We start from the raw sequence: 16,382 nt of genomic DNA on the forward strand, positions 1-16,382 counted from the left end.
CGCATGCCCTCAAGACGCACAACGGGCGGCCACCCACGAAGGGTGGCCGCCCGGCGTACAACGGAGCAGAAGCTCAGAAGATGATGTCGCCCGACTTGCGGCGCGAGCGGAGGAGCTGCAGCGCCTCCTCGAGGATGTCCTTGGCCTCGTCCTCGGAGCGGCGCTCCTTCACGTAGGCCAGGTGCGTCTTGTACGGCTCGATCTTGACGGCCGGCGGCGCGTTCTCCGCGTCGAGACCGGCGGGCAGACCGCAGCGCGGGCAGTCCCACGACTCGGGCGCGACGGCCTCGAGCGCGAAGGTCACCACAGAGCGGTGCTCCTTCGAGCAGAAGTAGGTGACACTCTGTCGCGGTGCGGCATCGCCGCGCTCCGCCTCACCCATCGGACCGGCACCGACCCGACTACCGCGGATCGCGTTTCCAGCTCCAGCCAACTTCGTCGTTCTCCTCGTGAAAAAGCGTGTGGCTCAGGCGCCGTAGGCGTAGAGCAGGCCCAGCGCGACGATGCACGCCGACCAGACGAGACCCAGCCCGACCGTCAGGCGGTCGAGGTTGCGCTCCGCGACGGACGAACCGCCGAGCGTGCTCGAGACGCCGCCGCCGAACATGTCGGACAGGCCTCCGCCGCGGCCCTTGTGCAGGAGCACGAGGATGACGAGCAGGAAGCTGGTGGCGACGAGCAGGATCGTCAGGAGCAGGGTCACGATGCGGAACTCTACTTCACGTCTGGTCGGGTTCTGCGCCCCGGCTCAGAGCACCGGCATGTCGTAGAAACGGCAAATGCCGCCGAACTCGTCCGCCTGCAGGCTGGCACCGCCCACAAGCGCTCCGTCGACGTCGGCCTTGGCCATGATTCCGCCAATGTTGCCGGCCTTGACCGAGCCGCCGTACAGGACGCGTACGGCGTCAGCCGTGGCGTCACCGTGCGTCTCGCGGATCCGCTCGCGGATCGCGTGGCAGACCTCCTGAGCGTCGTCCGGGGTCGCGACCTCGCCCGTGCCGATGGCCCAGACGGGCTCGTAGGCGATGACGAGCGCGCCGACCTGCTCAGCGGTGAGACCGGCGAGCGAGCCGTCGACCTGCGCGAGGCAGTGACCGACCTGCTCCCCCGCCTTGCGGACGTCGAGACCCTCGCCGACGCACACGATCGGCGTCATGCCGGCCTTGATGGTCGCCTTCGCCTTGGCGTTGACGATCTCGTCGGTCTCCGCGTGGTACTCGCGACGCTCGGAGTGGCCCACGACCACGAACGTGCAGCCGAGCTTGGCCAGCATCGCCGCGGAGATCTCGCCGGTGTAGGCGCCGGACTCGTGCACGGAGACGTCCTGCGCGCCGTACTTGATGCCGAGGCGGTCGCCAGAGACGACCGACTGCACCGAACGGATGTCGGTGAACGGCGGGATGACGGCGACCTCGACCCGGGCGAAGTCGTGCTTCTTGTCCGACAGCGTGACCGCGAGCTTCTGCACCAGGACAACGGCCTCCTGGTGGTTGAGGTTCATCTTCCAGTTGCCCGCCATCAGCGGGACGCGCGGCGCGCGAGCCATGAGTCAGCCCCCCAGAACGTCGATGCCGGGGAGGGTCTTGCCCTCGAGGTACTCCAGCGAGGCACCGCCACCCGTGGAGATGTGGCCGAACGCCGCCTCGTCGAAGCCGAGCGTGCGGACCGCAGCAGCGGAGTCGCCACCACCCACGACCGACAGGCCGTCCGTCGTCGTCAGGGCCTCGGCGACGGCACGCGTGCCCTCGGCGAACGCGGCCTGCTCGAAGACGCCCATCGGACCGTTCCAGAAGACCGTCTTGGCGTCAGCGAGCGCCGCAGCGAACGCCTTGCCGGACTCCGGACCGATGTCCAGGCCGAGCGCCTCCGCCGGGATCTCGGACGCCGCGACGACGCGCGCCGAAGCCTCGTCACCGAACGCGTCGGCCACCACGATGTCGGTCGGCAGGATGATCTCGACGCCGGTCTCCGCAGCACGGGCCAGGTAGTCGAGGCAGACCGGGATCTGGTCCTCCTCGAGCAGCGACTTGCCGACCTCGTGGCCCTGGGCCTTGAGGAAGGTGAAGACCATGCCGCCGCCGATCAGCAGCTTGTCCGCCTTGCCCAGCAGGTTGTCAATGACACCGAGCTTGTCGGAGACCTTCGAGCCACCCAGGACGACCGCGTAAGGACGCTCCGGAGTCTCGGTGAGACGCTTGAGGACGTCGATCTCCGCAGCGACGAGCGTGCCCATCGCGTGCGGGAGACGCTGCGCCACGTCGTACACCGAGGCCTGCTTGCGGTGGACGACACCGAAGCCGTCGGAGACGAACGCGTCCGCCAGGGACGCGAGCTCATCAGCGAAGGCACCGCGCTCCGCATCGTCCTTGGACGTCTCGCCGGCGTTGAACCGGACGTTCTCCAGCAGCGCCACCTGGCCGTCAGCCAGACCCGCCACGACGGCCTGCGCCGACGAGCCGACCGTGTCGGCCGCGAACGCCACCGGCGCACCCAGCAGCTCGCCCAGACGCGCGGCGACCGGCGCCAGCGAGTAGCGGTCCTCCGGCTCACCCTTCGGGCGGCCCAGGTGGGCGGTCACCACGACACGGGCGCCGGCGTCGGCAAGGGCCTTGATCGTCGGCACCGAGGCGCGGATGCGGCCGTCGTCGGTGATGGTGGTCCCGTCGAGCGGAACGTTCAGGTCGCTGCGGACGAGGACGCGCTTGCCGCGCACGTCGCCCAGGTTCTCGATGCCAGTCACGCGTCAGAGAGTAGTGCCAATGTGCCGCACGAGGTCGGCAAGCCGGTTGGAGTAGCCCCACTCGTTGTCGTACCAGCCCACCACCTTGACCTGCTGGGCCTGCACCTTGGTCAGGGGCGCATCGAAGATGCACGACGACGCGTCGGTGACGATGTCGCTGGAGACCAACGGCGCCTCCGAGTACGTCAGGTACGGCGCGAGGTCGCCCGACTCCGCCGCAGCGCGCATCAGCGCGTTGACCTCCTCGACACTCGTCTCGCGCTCCGCCTCGAAGGTCAGGTCGGTCAGCGACCCGGTCGGCGTCGGCACCCGGACGGCGTACCCGTCGAGGCGGCCGCTCAGCTCCGGCAGGACCTTGCCAATCGCCTTGGCCGCTCCGGTCGACGTCGGCACCAGGTTGAGCGCCGCAGCACGGGCGCGGCGCAGGTCGGTGTGGATGTTGTCGTGCAAGTTCTGGTCAGCCGTGTAGCTGTGCACCGTCGTCATCAGGCCGTGCTTGATGCCGAGGCCGTCGTGCAGCACCTTCGCCATCGGCGCCAGGCAGTTCGTCGTACAGGAGGCGTTGGAGACGACCACGTGCCGCTCCGGGTCGTACGCCGCGTGGTTGACGCCCATGACGAGCGTGACGTCCTCGTTGGTCGCCGGCGCCGAGATGATCACCTTGCGGGCGCCACCGCCGAGCACGTGCGCACGCGCCTTGTCCGCATCGGTGAAGAAGCCGGTCGACTCGATGACCACGTCGACGTCGAGATCACGCCAGCCGAGCGCCGCGGGGTCGCGTTCGGAGAACGCCCGCATCTCCTGCTCGCCCGCCACGATCGTGTCCGCCGTCGCGTGCACGGGTACGTCGAGGCGCCCCAGGATGGTGTCGTACTCGAGCAGGTGCGCCAGTACGCCGTGGTCGCTGAGGTCGTTGACCCCGACGATCTCGATCTCCGTGCCCGAGGGATCCAGGGCATGCACTGCCCGGAAGAAGTTGCGTCCGATGCGGCCGAAGCCGTTGATGCCCACCCTGACAGCCATGAACCGACGTTAGCGACGTCGGGCGCGAGGCAACAGGGTGAGCGCGGGTCAGGCCTCGTCGGCCAGCATCTCGGGCGTCAGCGACGCCTCGGTGTCCGGGATGCCGAGGTCCTTGGCCTGCTTGTCGGCCATGGCCAGCAGGCGGCGGATCCGGCCGGCGATCGCGTCCTTGGTGAGGACCGGGTCGTGGAGCTGGCCGAGCTCCTCGAGGGAGGCCTGCTTGTGCTCGAGACGCAGGTGGCCCGCGAGCTTGAGGTGGTCCGGGACGTCGGCGCCGAGGATCTCCAAGGCCCGCTCGACGCGCGCACCGGCGGCGACAGCTGCCCGGGCCGAACGACGCAGGTTGGCGTCGTCGAAGTTGGCCAGGCGGTTGGCGGTCGCGCGCACCTCGCGGCGCATGCGGCGCTCCTCCCAGGCCATGAGCGTCTCGTGGGCACCGAGTCGGGTCAGCAGCTCGCCGATGGCGTCGCCGTCACGGATGACGACGCGGTCGACGCCGCGGACCTCGCGGGCCTTCGCCTGGATACCGAGGCGGCGGGCAACACCGACGAGGGCCAGCGCGGCCTCGGGGCCGGGGCAGGTCACCTCGAGGGACGACGACCGGCCGGGCTCGGTCAGCGAACCGTGAGCGAGGAACGCACCCCGCCAGGCCGCGACCGCGTCGCAGGCACCGCCGGAGACGACCTGCGGCGGCAGGCCGCGGACCGGGCGGCCACGCTGGTCGAGGAGACCCGTCTGGCGAGCCAGCTGCTCGCCGTCACGGACGACACGGAGCACGTAGCGGCTGCCGCGACGGATGCCGGCACCCTGGACGACAGCGACCTCGGAGTTGTGGCCGAACATCTCCGCGATGTCCCTGCGCAGACGGCGCGCTGCACCGCCCGTGTCGAGCTCGGCCTCGACCACGATCCGTCCGGAGACGATGTGGATGCCACCAGCGAAGCGGAGCATCGTCGAGACCTCGGCCTTGCGGCAACACGTCTTCGTGACCACGCTGCTGGCCAGCTCGGACTTCACCTGTGCCGTCATCGCCATGGCGCGAATGATTCCACACCGCCGAAGATCCGGGCATACGCATCCGCGAGCCTGACCGGGTCGTGCTGCGTCGTGCTGCCGGCCACCGCCACCTCGGCGAGGACGAGCTGGGCACCGTGGGTCCCCAAAGCCCCCTCGAGGGCGACGGGATCGGGCACGCTGGCGACGTCGGCGAGCACCGTGTGGATCCTCAGCCCGGGAGCGTGCTCGAGCAGCGCGGCAACGTGGTCCTCAGGGGCGTAGCCGTCGGTCTCGCCCTTCTGCTCTCCCAGGTTGAGGACGACGAGGATCTTCGCGTCGGTCTCGACGAGGGCCTGCCGGAGCTCGGGCACCAGCAGGTGCGGGATCACCGAGGAGTACCAGGAGCCGGGGCCGAGCACGATCCAGTCGGCAGCGAGCACGGCAGCCACCGCCTCCGGACAGGCCGGGGCGGTCGCCGGGTCGAGACTGACGCTGGTGATGCGTCCGGGAGTCGTCGCCACCTGCACCTGTCCGCGCACGGTCGACCGCGCGTCCCTCTGCGTGGGGTCGTGGCCGATGACCTCGGCACAGAGGTCCACGCCGGCAAGCGTCATCGGCAGCACCCGTCCGCGGGCGTCGAGCAGCCGACCGACCCAGTCGAGGCCGTCGACGTGCTCCCCCAGCTGCTCCCAGAGGGCGACGATGAGCAGGTTGCCGAGGCTGTGCCCCTTCATCTCCCCCTCGCCCGCGAAGCGGTGCTGCAGCACCTTGGCCCAGGTCTGGCCCCACTCGTCGTCGCCGCACAGCGCCGCAAGAGCCATCCGCAGGTCGCCCGGAGGCAGCACCCCGAACTCCTCGCGGAGGCGGCCGGAGGAGCCGCCGTTGTCGGCCACCGTCACGACCGCCGTCAGGTCGTCGACGACACGACGCAGCGCGGCGAGCGACGCGGAGAGGCCGTGGCCGCCACCGAGGGCGACCACGGCGTCGGGAAGGATCGGCTGACCCGTCAGGCCGGCCGCAAGCTCTGGCGTCACTCGCGCCCCAGGTCCCGATGCGTCGCGGTGGCGTCGAAGCCGAGCTCGCGCAGACGGCGCGCCATCTCCTCGGTCATCGCGACGCTGCGGTGCTTGCCACCGGTGCATCCGATCGCGATCGTGGCGAAGCGCTTGCCCTCGCGGAGGTAGCCCTCGGCGACCGTCTGGATGACCGGGACGTACTGGTTGAGGAAGTCCTGGGCGCCCGGACGCTCGGTGACGTACGCCGCGACGGCCTCGTCTCGGCCGGTCATCGGGCGGAGCTCCGGAATCCAGTGCGGGTTCGGCAGGAAGCGCATGTCGGCGACCAGGTCGGCGTCGACGGGGATGCCGTACTTGAAGCCGAAGCTGGTGCAGGTGATCTTGAGCCGGAGGTTGTCCGGGGCACCGAACGCCTCGGCCACCCGGGCCGTCAGCTGGTGCACGTTGAGGTTGCTGGTGTCGATGACGACGTCGGCGTCGCTGCGCAGGTCGGCGAGGACCTGGCGCTCGCGCTGCAGTCCGTCGAGCAGCCGGCCACCGGCCTGCAGCGGATGCGGTCGGCGGGCGGCCTCCTGGCGGCGTACGAGGACGTCGTCGGTCGCCTCGAGGAAGAGCAGCGTCGTACGCCGACCGGTCGCGCCCTGCGCGAGGTTGGCCTGCAAGGTCTCGAAGAACGAGCCCGAGCGCACGTCGACGACGACCGCGATCGGCTGCTCGAAGCCACGCGTCTCGTCGACGAGCCGCACGACGTCGCGCAGCAGCGTCGGCGGCAGGTTGTCGACGACATAGAAGCCGAGGTCCTCGAGCTCCTTCGCGGCGGTGCTGCGGCCGGCTCCGGTCATGCCGGTCACGACCACGAGCTCGCCGCGGTGCGACGTGCCGCCGTCCTCGGGTGGGTACATGCTTCCTCCTCGACTCAGGCGTGGACGTTACTCGCCGACCTCGAGCGCCGCCTGCATGTCCGGGACGGTGAGCATCCGGGCGTTGTCGTTGGCGGCGTTGAGCGCGAGCGGGAGCCCTTCGGCGACGAGGTGACCGAAGAGATCACGGCCGGAGGCAGCGTGGGCGACGAGCTTGCCCTCGGGCCGGTCGCCCGACGCGGTCGCCGCGCCCAGCCAGCGGTCGAGCCGACCCGGGTGCGTGAACGCCAGCACAGCGGGGCCGTCGCCGAACTCACGCACCTCCGGCGAGAAGACACCGGCAGCGTCCTCCTGGCCGGGCATGCCGAGGTGTGCCTCCAGCAGGGCTGCGGCCACCTCCTCGAGCGGTGCGTCGTCGTGGAGCAGCTGCTCGACGTCGTTCTGCGGCGGGAGCTCGGGGGCGAGCGGATCGAAGGTCATCTCTCTCCTGGTCAGGACTCGGTGATCTCACCGGTGGTCATGTTGATGGTCGGGGCGGTCGGCTTCGCCGCAGCGACGGCCGCGGCGATCGCCTCGGCCGTGCGCGGCCCGATGCCGGGAACGACGGCGATCTCGTCGACCGTCGCAGCACGCAGCTTCTTGAGGGAGCCGAAGTGCTTCATGAGCACCTTGCGACGCACCTCGCCCAGGCCCGGTACGTCGTCGAGGACGCTCTCGACCATCGACTTGCTGCGCCGGTTGCGGTGGTGGGTGATCGCGAACCGGTGCGCCTCGTCGCGGATCCGCTGCAGCAGGTAGAGGCCCTCGGAGCTGCGGGCGAAGATCACCGGATCGTCGTCCTCGGGGAGCCAGACCTCCTCGAGCCGCTTGGCCAGCCCGACGACCGGGATCTCGTCGGCGAGACCCAGCCCGGTCAGCGCGTCGACCGCCGCCGCCACCTGCGGCGGACCGCCGTCGACCACGACCAGCCCCGGCGTGTACGCGAAACGACGCGGGCGGCCGGTCTCCGGGTCGACCAGCAGGGGGCCGTCCTCGACGGCAGTGCCGCGCTCGTCGAGCAGGCGCCGGAAGCGTCGGGTGATCACCTCGTGCATCGACGCCACGTCGTTCTGGCCCTCGACGGTCTTGATGACGAACCGGCGGTAGTCGGACTTGCGGGCGAGGCCGTCCTCGAAGACGACCATGCTCGCGACGACCTCCGTGCCCTGCAGGTTGGAGATGTCGTAGCACTCGATCCGGAGCGGCACCTCGGCCAGGCCGAGCGCCTCCTGGATCTCTGCCAGCGCCCGGTTGCGCGTGGTCAGGTCACTCGCGCGCTTGGTCTTGTGCAGCGCCAGGGACTGGGCCGCATTGCGCGCGACCGTCTCCTGAAGCGTCTTCTTGTCGCCGCGTTGCGGGACGCGGATCTGCACGCGGCTCCCCCGGCGTTCGGACAGGAGCTCCTCGAGGACGCCGGCCTCCGGCGGCAGCGCGGGCACCAGGATCTCCCGGGGTACGCCGTCGCCCTCCTCGCCGCCGTAGAGCTGGACCAGGAAGTGCTCGACCAGCTCGGGGGTCTCGCCCTCTTCGACGCGGTCGGCGACCCAGCCGCGCTGACCCCGGATCCGGCCCCCGCGGACGTGGAAGACCTGCACCGCCACCTCGAGCGGGTCCTCGGCGAGCGCGATGACATCCGCGTCGGTGCCGTCGCCGAGGACGACCGCCTGCTTCTCCAGCGCAGTGCGCAGCGCCCCGACGTCGTCACGACGGCGCGCCGCCTTCTCGAAGTCCATGGCCTCGCTGGCGGCGTACATCTCGCGCTCGAGACGCTTCACGAACCCTGTCGTGTTGCCGGCCATGAAGTCACAGAAGTCGCGCGCGATCTGGCGGTGCTCCTCGGCGCTCACCCGTCCGACGCAGGGCGCCGAACACTTGTCGATGTAGCCGAGCAGGCACGGCCGGCCAGTCTGCTCGGCTCGCTTGAAGACGCCCTGGCTGCAGCTACGCATCGGGAAGACCCGGAGCAGCAGGTCGACCGTCTCGCGGATCGCCCACGCGTGGCTGTAGGGGCCGAAGTAGCGGGTGCCCTTCTTCTTCGCGCCGCGCATCACCTGTACGCGTGGGAACTCCTCGTCGAGGGTCACGGCCAGCCAGGGGTACGACTTGTCGTCGCGATACTTCACGTTGAAGCGCGGGTCGAACTCCTTGATCCAGGAGTACTCCAACTGCAGCGCCTCGACCTCGGTGCCGACGACCGTCCACTCGACGCTGGCGGCCGTGGTGACCATGGTCGCCGTCCGCGGGTGGAGGCTGTGGATCGGCTGGAAGTAGTTGGAGAGCCGTGCGCGGAGGTTCTTCGCCTTGCCGACGTAGATGACCCGGCGGTTGGTGTCGCGGAAGCGGTAGACACCCGGCTGGGTCGGGATCTCCCCCGTCTTGGGGCGATACGTCAGCGGATCGGGCACGCCCCAACCCTAGTGCGGAGGACTGACAGCGTCAGTCGCGCACGGTTCGTGCTCGAAGGCGCCTCCACCGCTCGGCCAGGACCAGTCCCGCAATGAGTGGAACCACGAGCACGAAATGACGCGTGTCGTCGCGTACGAGCGAGGCGCTGCCGTCCATCGGCACCAGGAGTACGAGCCCGACGACGACAGCAAGTCCTGCGATCACCGTCAGCCGCTCCGCGAGGTCATGCGGGTCGACGAGTTGCCAGAAAGCACCAAGCAGCAGGGCCAGCCCGTAGGCACCGCCAGCACCCATCCGCGAGCCGGCGTCCTCGAACCACCTGGTAGCAATCGTGAAGCCGACATAGACAGGAAGCCACGCCCACCAGATGGGCATGCCGCGAGCGAACGCCGGATTCTTCGTCGCGATGCCTTCACGCCATGGCCGCTTGCTCACGGCGTGAGAGTGCCACGCGGCCCGACGTGAATGCACACGTTCCCTCGATGCTCAGTCGCGCTTGCGCTGCCACTGCTCGCCCAGGACGAGACCGGCGATGAGGCCCGGCATCGCCATCAGGCTTGCGAGGTTCTTGTGTGACGGCTCGTCAAACCCGGGAATCGCGGGGAGCGTGCCCCACAGGATCATGGCGGTCACCAGCAGCCACGAGAGCCAGACAAGCCGGTCGGCGAGATCGCGCCGGTAACAGACCTGCCACGCCGCTCCCGCGCAGGCTGCAATAGCCAACCCGAGCGCGAGCCACACCGTCGACTGCTCATAACGCGCCGCGACACTGCCGCCGATGCTCAGACCCATCGAACCGATGACCCACGACCAGGGTCGGCGTTCGTCAGCGGACGCGTCAGTGACCAGACCGTCGCGCCACGGTGCAGAACTCATGAAGGCAGTCTTGCCTACAACGACGCGCTGTGCGGCGCAGGTCTTCACACGGGTGAAGATCTGCGCGGTTCCAGACCCGTCGGAACGTACAAGTCTTCGCCCGGGCGAGGACCTGCACCGACCTCAGGCTGGCATCGCGTACGCCGCGATGCCGGTGTCGAGGAAGACGCACTCCTCGTCGCCGTCGACCCACGCGTCGTGTCCGGGCGCGATGGTGACGACGTCACCGGGACCCATCTGGGCCTCCGAGCCGTCATCCATCCGCACTGTCATGTGCCCGGAGAGGCAGATGCCGCTGTGCGCGGTCTGGCAGGAGTCGGTGCCCGCGAGCGGCTTGACGTCGTTCGACCAGCGCCAGCCGGGTTCGAAGACGGCGCGTCCGAGAGTGAAGTCGCCGAGCGTGACCACGTCCAGGTGTCCGTGGCCATGGAACTGCCGCGTCTCGTGAGGCGCTTCCATGTTGCGTGTCGCGATGCCGGTCATGCTTCGACGGTAGGACTCACGCCACCTGCCGACGACCCCAGTGCGGGATCCCGGGGTCAGGCAGCCACGATGTCCGCGCCCGAGACCTTGATGGCCACTGAGGCGAGCTGGCCACCGGTGGGTGCCGGCGGACCGGTCACCTTGCCCGTGGCCGCGTCGTACGTCGAGCCGTGGATCGTGCAGGTGATCGTGTTGTCCTCGACCTTGCCGACGTCGAAGCCCTGGTGCAGGCAGCGCGAGCTGAACGCCTTGAACACGCCCTTGCTCGGCTGGGTGATGACGATGTGGCGGTCCTGCAGGACGATGCCGCCGCCGACGGGGATGTCTGCTGCGACGGCGAGCTTCTGGCCTGCGGCACCGGGGGACGCCGTCGCGCCGCTGCCCGAGGCGCCACCGCAGCCCGCGAGTGCAGCGGCGACGCCGAGGGCACCGAGACCCTGGAAGACGATCCGGCGGGAGTACGCGTCCTGACTCATGGCACCGACCCTAGAACGGCAACCTGAAAGCACCCCGTGAAATCCGGGCGTCAGCCCAGCAGCGGCTTCAGGAAGCGACCGGTGTGACTGTCGCCGTTGGCGGCAATCTCCTCGGGCGTGCCCGTCGCGACGACCGTGCCACCGCGCGAACCACCCTCGGGGCCCATGTCGATCAGCCAGTCGGCCGTCTTGATGACGTCGAGGTTGTGCTCGATGGTCAGCACCGTGTTGCCCTTGTCGACGAGGCTCTGCAGCACGCCGAGCAGCTTGCGGATGTCCTCGAAGTGCAGACCCGTCGTCGGCTCGTCGAGCACGTAGACGGTGCGCCCGGTGGACCGCTTCTGCAGCTCGGAGGCGAGCTTGACGCGCTGTGCCTCACCGCCCGACAGCGTCGTCGCCGGCTGGCCGAGCCGGACGTAGCCCAGACCGACCTCGCACAGCGTCTTCATGTGGCGCGCGATCGCCGGGACGGCGGCGAAGAAGTCCGCTGCCTCCTCGATCGGCATGTCCAGCACGTCGGCGATGGTCTTGCCCTTGTAGTGGACCTCGAGCGTCTCGCGGTTGTAGCGCGCGCCGTGGCAGACCTCGCACGGGACGTAGACGTCCGGCAGGAAGTTCATCTCGATCTTGATCGTGCCGTCGCCGGAGCACGCCTCGCAGCGACCGCCCTTGACGTTGAACGAGAAGCGCCCCTGCTGGTAGCCGCGCATCTTCGCCTCGGGCGTCTGCGCGAAGAGCTTGCGGACGTGGTCGAAGACACCGGTGTACGTCGCGGGGTTGCTCCTCGGCGTACGGCCGATCGGCGACTGGTCGACGTGGATCACCTTGTCGACGTGCTCGAGGCCGGTGATCTTGCGGTGTCGGCCCGGGACGGTGCGGGCGTTGTAGAGCGTCTTCGCCAGCGACGTGTAGAGAATGTCGTTGACCAGCGTCGACTTGCCCGAGCCCGAGACGCCGGTGATCGAGACGAAGCAGCCCAGTGGGAACTCGACCGTCACGTCCTTGAGGTTGTGCTCCTTGGCGCCGTGGACGACGAGCGAGCGGCCCTTCGTCGGAGGGCGACGGGTCAGCGGCACCTCGATCGACTTGCGACCCGACAGGTAGTTGCCGGTCTCGGACTTCTTGTTGGCCAGCAGCCCCTTGACGGTGCCCGAGTGGACGACGTGGCCGCCGTGCTCGCCGGCGCCCGGACCGATGTCGACGACCCAGTCGGCCGTCTTGATGGTGTCCTCGTCGTGCTCGACGACGATCAGGGTGTTGCCGAGGTTCTTCAGCCGGAGCAGGGTCTCGATGAGCCGCTCGTTGTCGCGCTGGTGCAGACCGATCGACGGCTCGTCGAGCACATAGAGAACGCCGACCAGGCCGGCGCCGATCTGCGTGGCCAGCCGGATCCGCTGGGCCTCGCCACCGGACAGCGAGCCGCTCGGCCGGTCCAGGGAGAGGTAGTCCAGACCGACGTCGAGCAGGAACGTCAGCCGCTCCTGGATCTCCTTGAGCACCCGCTCGGCGATCTGCAGCTCGCGCTCGCTGAGCACGAGGTTGTTGAGGTACTCCGCGGCATCGCTGATCGGGAGCGCGCAGACCTCGGCGATGTTCTTGCCGCCCGCCTCCTTGGCGCCAAGGGTCACGCCCATCGACACCGGCTTGAGGCGGGAGCCGTTGCAGGCGAGACACGGCACCTCGCGCATGAAGCCCTCGAACCGCTCGCGCGCCGTATCGGACTCCGACTCGCGGTGCCGGCGCTCGACGTACGGCCGGACACCTTCGTACGCCGCGAAGTAGCTGCGCTCGCGGCCGTAGCGGTTGGTGGTGCGGACGTGGACCTTGGACGGGTGGCCGTCCATGATCACGCGCTGGTGCTTCGCGGAGAGCTTTTCCCACGGGGTGTCGAGGTCGAAGCCGAGCTCCTCGCCGAGCGCCCCGAGCAGGCGCTGGAAGTACTCCGAGACGTGGGCGCCGGTCCACACCTGGATCGCACCCTCGGCCAGCGTCGCCGACGGGTCAGCGATGACCAGCTCGGGGTCGACCTCCATCCGCGTGCCGAGACCGTGGCACTCGGGACAGGCACCGAACGGCGAGTTGAACGAGAAGGAGCGCGGCTCGAGGTCGTCGGTCTCGATGGGGTGCTCGTTGGGGCAGGCCATCCGCTCGGAAAACTTGAGCTCGCGCGTCTCGTCCGGGCCAGCGTCGACCATGTCGAAGACGATCAGGCCGCCAGCCAGGTTGAGCGCGGTCTCGACCGAGTCGGTGAGGCGGCGCTTCGCGGTCTCCTTGACGGCGAGGCGGTCGATCACGACCTCGACGGAGTGCTTGAGCTTCTTGTCGAGCGTCGGAGGGTTGTCGAGGGGGTGGGTCTCCCCGTCGACACGGACCCGGCTGAAGCCCTGGGACTGCAGCGAGCGGAAGAGGTCGACGAACTCGCCCTTGCGACCGCGGACGACCGGTGCGAGGACCTGGAAGCGCGTGCCCTCGTCGAGCTGCATCATCCGGTCGACGATCTGCTGCGGCGTCTGCCGCTCGATCGGCTCGCCACAGGTCGGGCAGTGCGCGCGACCCGCGCGCGCATAGAGCAGGCGGAGGTAGTCGTAGACCTCGGTGATCGTGCCGACGGTGGAGCGGGGGTTCTTCGACGTGGACTTCTGGTCGATCGAGACCGCGGGCGACAGGCCCTCGATGAAGTCGACGTCAGGCTTGTCCATCTGCCCGAGGAACTGGCGCGCGTACGCCGAGAGCGACTCGACGTAGCGACGCTGGCCCTCGGCGAAGATCGTGTCGAACGCGAGGCTCGACTTGCCCGATCCGGACAGGCCGGTGAACACGATGAGGGCATCACGCGGAAGGTCGAGCGAGACGTCCTTGAGGTTGTGCTCACGTGCGCCACGGATGACGAGCTGATCAGCCAACGCTGGTCCCTTCGGGGGCCGGTTCGAACATGTGTTCGTCATCCTACACTGGCCCACATGAGCGAGCAGGCCACGGCCGACAACCCGATCACGGCCGTCCTGGAGGCGACTCAGCGCTACCTGACGACCGTCGCGGGCCTCACCGAGGAGCAGCTCCGCGAGCCGTCTGTCCTTCCCGGCTGGACCCGCGCCCACGTGGTCGCCCACGTCGCCCTCAACGCCCACGGATTCGCCGGCGCACTCCGCGGCCTGCGCACCGGCACGCCCACTCCCGTCTACGCGAGCGACGAGCAGCGCGACGCCGACATCGAGTCGTACGCCGCCGCGTCCCTCGAGCAGCTGCAGGCCTTCACCCAGATGCAGTGCCTCCGGATCGCGGGCGAGCTCAACATGCTCAAGGCCGTCGGCTCGGTCGAGCGCACCCCCGGCGGCACTGTGCTCTCCGTGGTCGACGTCGTCGAGCTGCGCTGGCGCGAGGTCGAGATCCACCACGCCGACCTGGGCCTCGACTACTCCCCCGCCGACTGGCCCGCGACGTTCGCGGCGTACCTCGTGGAGGAGGCGGCCTGGGACCGTGGCGAGGAGTTCACCGCCACGCTGCACGCCCAGGACATCGGCAAGACGTTCCGGGTCGGCGCCGGAGGACACGGAATCGCCGGCACCGCTGGTGCGCTCGCGTGGTGGCTGGTCGGTCGCGGCACCGGCGATGACCTCGTCGCCATCCGGGGCCTGCCTACGCTGGGCCCATGGAAGCGACGTACACGGGTGCAGTGACCCCGTCCGGCCAGCCCGCAGTCCGCGAGCTCACCGGCCTCACGATCACCAAGTACGCCGTCGATCCCCAGATGGCCAACAACTGCTATCTCCTGCGCTGTACGACGACCGGCGCGCAGCTGCTGATCGATGCGGCCGACGACGCCCCCGCCCTCATGGAGCTCACCGGCGGCATCGTCGACACCATCGTCACGACGCACCAGCACTGGGACCACCACCGGGCCCTCGCCGACCTCGCGGCCGTGACCCGGCCGATGACGGTGGCCGGCGAGCCGGATGCTGACGCGATCGCCGACGCCACGGGTGTCGAGGTGACCCGGAGAGTCGGCGACGGGGACATCGTCCACGTCGGCGACGTCGCTCTCGAGGTGATCGCCATCGCTGGCCACACCCCTGGCTCGATCTGCCTGCTCTACACCGATCCTGACGGTCACCCGCACCTCTGGACCGGCGACTCACTCTTCCCCGGTGGCGTCGGCGCGACCTTCGGCGACGCAGAGGCGTTCGCTACCCTGATCGACCAGGTCGAGACCAAGATCTTCGACCGGCTGCCCGACGAGACGTGGTTCTACCCCGGCCATGGCGGCGACTCCACGCTCGGCGCCGAGCGATCCAGCCTGCCGGAGTGGCGCGCCCGCGGCTGGTAGGGCCGCAGAGTCAGCCGGCCTTCTTCTCCGACGTGGGCGCCTGAACGACTTTGGCGCCCGGCGCCGCACCGCGCGGCGGCGGGGAGAGCTTGGTGACGAGCTTGGTCGAGGAACTGTAGCCACCGCGCTTCTCCACGGCGAAGCCCGTGGTCTTGCGAACGCTCTTGGACATGGCTGCCTCCTCAGGCATCGATGAATTCAAGGTACTCGACTTCCTCCCACCGAACGAGGACGCCACCCGTTCGCAGGCGGGGCGCACCGTCTTCGTCAAACAAGAACTCACCGGTCTCCGGATCGATGTCAGCAGCGGTCGCCAGGAAGACGTCCTGCGGCTCTGGGTAGCCCGCGGTGTAGGACTTGAGACCCGATTCCGTTGTGGCGAATGCGCCCCCAATCCACGACCCCGACTTGAGCCGCAATCGGATCCAGCCGTCGCGGCCACCTTGGAACAGGTAGTCCCACGCACGCGGAGCAGGGTCAGGTCCCGTGAACGCCCGCGCCCAGCCCCTGCCATTCCTACTACCCCATCCGATGGCCGTGCCGGCGGCCAGCGAGAGGAGGACGTAGGCGAGTGGCGCCAGCCACAGCCACCAAGTCACAGGGTCACCGTTGCGCACTGAAAGCCACTGGGAACGCCAGAGAAGGTACGTCGCGGGTGCCGCGACCGCGTGGAAGACGGCCGACGTACCGACGAACCGAAACAGCCGGTCGCTCAGCGCAACGCCCCACCGTCCAGCCATGCGCTCGACGGACCAGATGTAGAGCGCGCCAGGAAGGAGGCTCAGCACAAGTGCGGCAGCGGCCTGTATCGAAGTTGGCACGCAGGCACTGTCGCAGCAGCCACCGACATCCTGAGGTCGCCCTCCACAGCCTTACACCGAGAGGATCGCCAACCCCGCAAAGGTCCCGATCCACCACACCGTCCAGACCGCCGTGAGCCAGCGCGCCGAGCCGCGCACCTCGACGTACTCCGATGCGACGAGGGCGACCTTCGGGGCTGCCAGGCCGAGCACGGCGAGGCGCAGGGCAACGCCGGACGACACGTCCGCGAGCAACACCGAGAGCGCGAGCAGGCCGGCGAGCAGCACGAGCACGACCAGTGCAGGAAGGTGGCGACGAGTCGCCTCATGAGCACGCACGACA

Annotated in this window: 20 protein-coding genes; 2 read left to right on the plus strand and 18 right to left on the minus strand. The window is 69.3% G+C overall.

The genetic code is table 11. The annotated features are described in order from the left end of the window. Positions 1-73 precede the first annotated feature (73 nt). The 15 genes from EPD65_RS01760 to uvrA all read right to left on the minus strand — a co-directional run bounded on the left by EPD65_RS01760 (position 74) and on the right by uvrA (position 13,818). Positions 74-433, minus strand: coding sequence for an RNA polymerase-binding protein RbpA (locus EPD65_RS01760; RefSeq protein WP_131581363.1), 360 nt, complete (start codon positions 431-433; stop codon positions 74-76). Positions 434-466: 33 nt separating this feature from the next. Further along, entirely contained in the window at positions 467-703 is a 237-nt protein-coding gene (gene secG / locus EPD65_RS01765) for a preprotein translocase subunit SecG (RefSeq protein WP_131581365.1), read from the minus strand. Between the two features lie 45 nt (positions 704-748). Continuing rightward, positions 749-1,546: a triose-phosphate isomerase gene (tpiA, locus tag EPD65_RS01770; RefSeq protein WP_131581367.1), complete on the minus strand. Its 798-nt coding sequence runs from the start codon at positions 1,544-1,546 to the stop codon at positions 749-751. Positions 1,547-1,549: 3 nt separating this feature from the next. After that, entirely contained in the window at positions 1,550-2,740 is a 1,191-nt protein-coding gene (locus EPD65_RS01775) for a phosphoglycerate kinase (protein WP_131581369.1), read from the minus strand. A 3-nt stretch (positions 2,741-2,743) separates the two neighbouring features. After that, positions 2,744-3,763, minus strand: coding sequence for a type I glyceraldehyde-3-phosphate dehydrogenase (gap, locus tag EPD65_RS01780; protein ID WP_131581371.1), 1,020 nt, complete (start codon positions 3,761-3,763; stop codon positions 2,744-2,746). 48 nt (positions 3,764-3,811) lie between these two features. Beyond that, complete coding sequence (whiA, locus tag EPD65_RS01785; protein ID WP_131581373.1) at positions 3,812-4,798, minus strand: DNA-binding protein WhiA; 987 nt, start codon at positions 4,796-4,798, stop codon at positions 3,812-3,814. Then, a complete protein-coding gene (locus EPD65_RS01790) occupies positions 4,789-5,769 on the minus strand; it encodes a gluconeogenesis factor YvcK family protein (protein WP_424450229.1) in 981 nt (326 codons plus the stop codon). Before EPD65_RS01790 ends, whiA begins: the two co-directional genes overlap by 10 nt. A 20-nt stretch (positions 5,770-5,789) precedes the next feature. After that, the gene (rapZ, locus tag EPD65_RS01795; RefSeq protein ID WP_131581377.1) at positions 5,790-6,677 is read right to left on the minus strand and encodes an RNase adapter RapZ; all 888 of its coding nucleotides are present in this window, start codon (positions 6,675-6,677) and stop codon (positions 5,790-5,792) included. Between the two features lie 27 nt (positions 6,678-6,704). Further along, positions 6,705-7,115, minus strand: coding sequence for a hypothetical protein (locus tag EPD65_RS01800; protein WP_165872847.1), 411 nt, complete (start codon positions 7,113-7,115; stop codon positions 6,705-6,707). A gap of 11 nt (positions 7,116-7,126) precedes the next feature. Further along, positions 7,127-9,079, minus strand: coding sequence for an excinuclease ABC subunit UvrC (uvrC, locus tag EPD65_RS01810; RefSeq protein WP_131581383.1), 1,953 nt, complete (start codon positions 9,077-9,079; stop codon positions 7,127-7,129). Positions 9,080-9,110: 31 nt separating this feature from the next. After that, positions 9,111-9,515, minus strand: a complete 405-nt coding sequence (locus EPD65_RS01815; protein ID WP_131581385.1) for a hypothetical protein — start codon at positions 9,513-9,515, stop codon at positions 9,111-9,113. A gap of 51 nt (positions 9,516-9,566) precedes the next feature. Next, positions 9,567-9,956, minus strand: coding sequence for a hypothetical protein (locus EPD65_RS01820; RefSeq protein ID WP_131581387.1), 390 nt, complete (start codon positions 9,954-9,956; stop codon positions 9,567-9,569). Positions 9,957-10,079: 123 nt separating this feature from the next. Beyond that, positions 10,080-10,439, minus strand: a complete 360-nt coding sequence (locus EPD65_RS01825) for a cupin domain-containing protein (RefSeq protein WP_131581389.1) — start codon at positions 10,437-10,439, stop codon at positions 10,080-10,082. A gap of 56 nt (positions 10,440-10,495) precedes the next feature. Further along, positions 10,496-10,915, minus strand: a complete 420-nt coding sequence (locus tag EPD65_RS01830; RefSeq protein WP_131581390.1) for a Rieske (2Fe-2S) protein — start codon at positions 10,913-10,915, stop codon at positions 10,496-10,498. 50 nt (positions 10,916-10,965) lie between these two features. Further along, the gene (gene uvrA / locus EPD65_RS01835; RefSeq protein WP_131581392.1) at positions 10,966-13,818 is read right to left on the minus strand and encodes an excinuclease ABC subunit UvrA; all 2,853 of its coding nucleotides are present in this window, start codon (positions 13,816-13,818) and stop codon (positions 10,966-10,968) included. A gap of 57 nt (positions 13,819-13,875) precedes the next feature. Here uvrA and EPD65_RS01840 point away from each other — a divergent pair, with 57 nt between their 5' ends. Together EPD65_RS01840 and EPD65_RS01845 are read left to right on the plus strand one after the other, a co-directional pair. Beyond that, positions 13,876-14,592, plus strand: coding sequence for a DinB family protein (locus EPD65_RS01840; protein ID WP_131581394.1), 717 nt, complete (start codon positions 13,876-13,878; stop codon positions 14,590-14,592). Next, positions 14,565-15,239, plus strand: a complete 675-nt coding sequence (locus EPD65_RS01845) for an MBL fold metallo-hydrolase (RefSeq protein ID WP_131581396.1) — start codon at positions 14,565-14,567, stop codon at positions 15,237-15,239. The genes EPD65_RS01840 and EPD65_RS01845 overlap by 28 nt, the downstream gene beginning before the upstream one ends. A 10-nt stretch (positions 15,240-15,249) precedes the next feature. Here EPD65_RS01845 and EPD65_RS16145 read toward each other — a convergent pair whose 3' ends face one another. From EPD65_RS16145 to EPD65_RS01855, 3 genes are read right to left on the minus strand one after another with little or no spacing between them, the layout of a single operon-like run. After that, complete coding sequence (locus EPD65_RS16145) at positions 15,250-15,411, minus strand: hypothetical protein (RefSeq protein WP_165872848.1); 162 nt, start codon at positions 15,409-15,411, stop codon at positions 15,250-15,252. 10 nt (positions 15,412-15,421) lie between these two features. After that, on the minus strand, positions 15,422-16,060 hold the full coding sequence (locus EPD65_RS01850; protein WP_131581398.1) for a DUF6338 family protein: 639 nt from the start codon (positions 16,058-16,060) through the stop codon (positions 15,422-15,424). A gap of 51 nt (positions 16,061-16,111) precedes the next feature. Continuing rightward, positions 16,112-16,378 carry a hypothetical protein gene (locus tag EPD65_RS01855; protein ID WP_131581400.1) on the minus strand — a complete coding sequence of 89 codons (267 nt, stop codon included), beginning with the start codon at positions 16,376-16,378 and terminating at the stop codon, positions 16,112-16,114. Between the last annotated feature and the right edge of the window lie 4 nt (positions 16,379-16,382).

This window comes from Nocardioides jejuensis (assembly GCF_004337475.1).
Lineage (GTDB): Bacteria > Actinomycetota > Actinomycetes > Propionibacteriales > Nocardioidaceae > Nocardioides > Nocardioides jejuensis.

Bases quoted from the DNA above. Each gene is read 5' to 3' on its own strand.
- tpiA (WP_131581367.1), bottom strand. From the start codon at position 1,546: ATGGCTCGCGCGCCGCGCGTCCCGCTGATGGCGGGCAACTGGAAGATG.
- gap (WP_131581371.1), bottom strand. From the start codon at position 3,763: ATGGCTGTCAGGGTGGGCATCAACGGCTTCGGCCGCATCGGACGCAAC.
- whiA (WP_131581373.1), bottom strand. From the start codon at position 4,798: ATGGCGATGACGGCACAGGTGAAGTCCGAGCTGGCCAGCAGCGTGGTC.
- rapZ (WP_131581377.1), bottom strand. From the start codon at position 6,677: ATGTACCCACCCGAGGACGGCGGCACGTCGCACCGCGGCGAGCTCGTG.
- EPD65_RS01800 (WP_165872847.1), bottom strand. From the start codon at position 7,115: ATGACCTTCGATCCGCTCGCCCCCGAGCTCCCGCCGCAGAACGACGTC.
- EPD65_RS01820 (WP_131581387.1), bottom strand. From the start codon at position 9,956: ATGAGTTCTGCACCGTGGCGCGACGGTCTGGTCACTGACGCGTCCGCT.
- EPD65_RS01825 (WP_131581389.1), bottom strand. From the start codon at position 10,439: ATGACCGGCATCGCGACACGCAACATGGAAGCGCCTCACGAGACGCGG.
- EPD65_RS01830 (WP_131581390.1), bottom strand. From the start codon at position 10,915: ATGAGTCAGGACGCGTACTCCCGCCGGATCGTCTTCCAGGGTCTCGGT.
- EPD65_RS01840 (WP_131581394.1), top strand. From the start codon at position 13,876: ATGAGCGAGCAGGCCACGGCCGACAACCCGATCACGGCCGTCCTGGAG.
- EPD65_RS01845 (WP_131581396.1), top strand. From the start codon at position 14,565: ATGGAAGCGACGTACACGGGTGCAGTGACCCCGTCCGGCCAGCCCGCA.
- EPD65_RS16145 (WP_165872848.1), bottom strand. From the start codon at position 15,411: ATGTCCAAGAGCGTTCGCAAGACCACGGGCTTCGCCGTGGAGAAGCGC.